This is a genomic window from Pedobacter sp. MR2016-24 (assembly GCF_026239655.1).
In the GTDB taxonomy this organism is placed as follows: Bacteria; Bacteroidota; Bacteroidia; order Sphingobacteriales; family Sphingobacteriaceae; genus Pedobacter.
This window is the reverse complement of sequence record NZ_JAPIVO010000017.1, coordinates 1-1,515: the sequence shown is the minus strand read 5'-3', so window position 1 is coordinate 1,515 and position 1,515 is coordinate 1. Positions and strand designations below refer to the sequence as shown.

The window sequence follows — 1,515 nt, the reverse complement described above, 5'->3', positions numbered from 1 at the left end:
TTTTGTCAAGCTTTTTATTTTTTATTTTTTCAGGGCCTTAAAACCCTTTTTAAATTTAAACAAACCCTGACAGGCTCCTTCTCTTTACACGTCTTTCAAAATCTTCTTCACTTATCCTTCCCTCTGTTTCCCTTCCTCCGAAGCGGGATGCAAAAGTAGGGAAAATTTACATACTACCAAACAAAATCGTGAAGATAATTGTATAGGGGTCAATATCACGTCTTTAATTTTAAAAGAATGTAAAAAAGGGCTATAAATACCTGAACTGCGTTCAGTATCATGCCTCTGATTTTTACGAGAAGGAATACAAAGATATAAGCATGACAGGAAATTTAAGCCATACCCAGTACGGAAATAGAAGCCGCGATTAAATCACGATAATAGTTTAAAAACTATTTTGGCAAAGTTTTAAGTAATTCTTTAGCAGGAACTAATTTAAAGGTTCCATCTTTATTTCCAATAACCAGACTTTGATCATGTAGCGCAGCTTCTTCCGTCATCTTACGAATAGCTATTTTAAGACCAAACATTACCTTATCACTAAATGTTGCATCCGGGCTTATACTATTAGGCTTTTCCATGACTATCTTTTTTAATCTTATTCCAAAGTTCGTTATTAAAAATTGTTTTTCCTACACTATCAGCTTGCGCTATAATTTCAGGAGATACGTCTGTATTATCGACAACTGTCCATTCGTCACAAACAGACATGTAAAGATTATATAAATTGTAAATCCCCCTATAATACCTACGTTCAATAGTATCAGATGGTATATGATGTCCGCCATTAGCAACACGTTTTGCTACCCGCTCTACAGCTACATCAGGTGAACTCAACCAAAAGTATAACAGACTTACCCTATATCCATTCAAATGGGCCCTTTTAATCAATGAAACATAACTTCGGGTTGCAAGAGTTGTTTCTATTGCAAAATCAGCATGGTCAGCCATTAATTCACCTATACGAAGCAACATTGTTCTCCCTGCTTCAAGTGCTACGCTTTCAGGATTAAAAGGGGACAATCCAGCAGCGATATTATCTGCGTTAACAAATTCCCGGCAATTAAGAATTTCTGGCAGGATGGTATAACTAGCTGTAGTTTTACCGGCCCCATTACACCCCGATATAATGTATAAGTTAGGCATAACAAACCTCCATTGACCAGGTCAGGTTATTATAAAGCATATCTCCCACAATTTTAACAATGTTCATATTCAATAAAGATTTGGAATCCTGCACTAAAATAAGAAAACTACCAATCATAGTGTTAAATATAGATTAGACAATTATTATTCGATGATCCACTAATATGAAAAAGTACTTCAACTAGAGGGGAAGACTATTAAACCTGAATGTGGAAATCTATTAAACGTAGCAAATAAAAAAACTGGATAATATAGGTAAGATCAAGAGTGTCTTAGCGCTTTACAAGTCTGCTCCTATAACCACGCCCCGGTTTGAAGAAACCTTTTATACCAGCCTTAATGCACCAGGTGTTAATGATAAATCATGTG

At 35.5% G+C, this 1,515-nt stretch carries 2 protein-coding genes; both read right to left on the bottom strand.

From position 1 onward, the window contains the following. Positions 1-392: 392 nt before the first annotated feature. A complete protein-coding gene (locus tag OQX62_RS25035) occupies positions 393-581 on the bottom strand; it encodes a hypothetical protein (protein ID WP_265834411.1) in 189 nt (62 codons plus the stop codon). Beyond that, positions 568-1,146 carry a zeta toxin family protein gene (locus OQX62_RS25030; protein ID WP_265834410.1) on the bottom strand — a complete coding sequence of 193 codons (579 nt, stop codon included), beginning with the start codon at positions 1,144-1,146 and terminating at the stop codon, positions 568-570. Before OQX62_RS25030 ends, OQX62_RS25035 begins: the two co-directional genes overlap by 14 nt. Positions 1,147-1,515 lie beyond the last annotated feature (369 nt).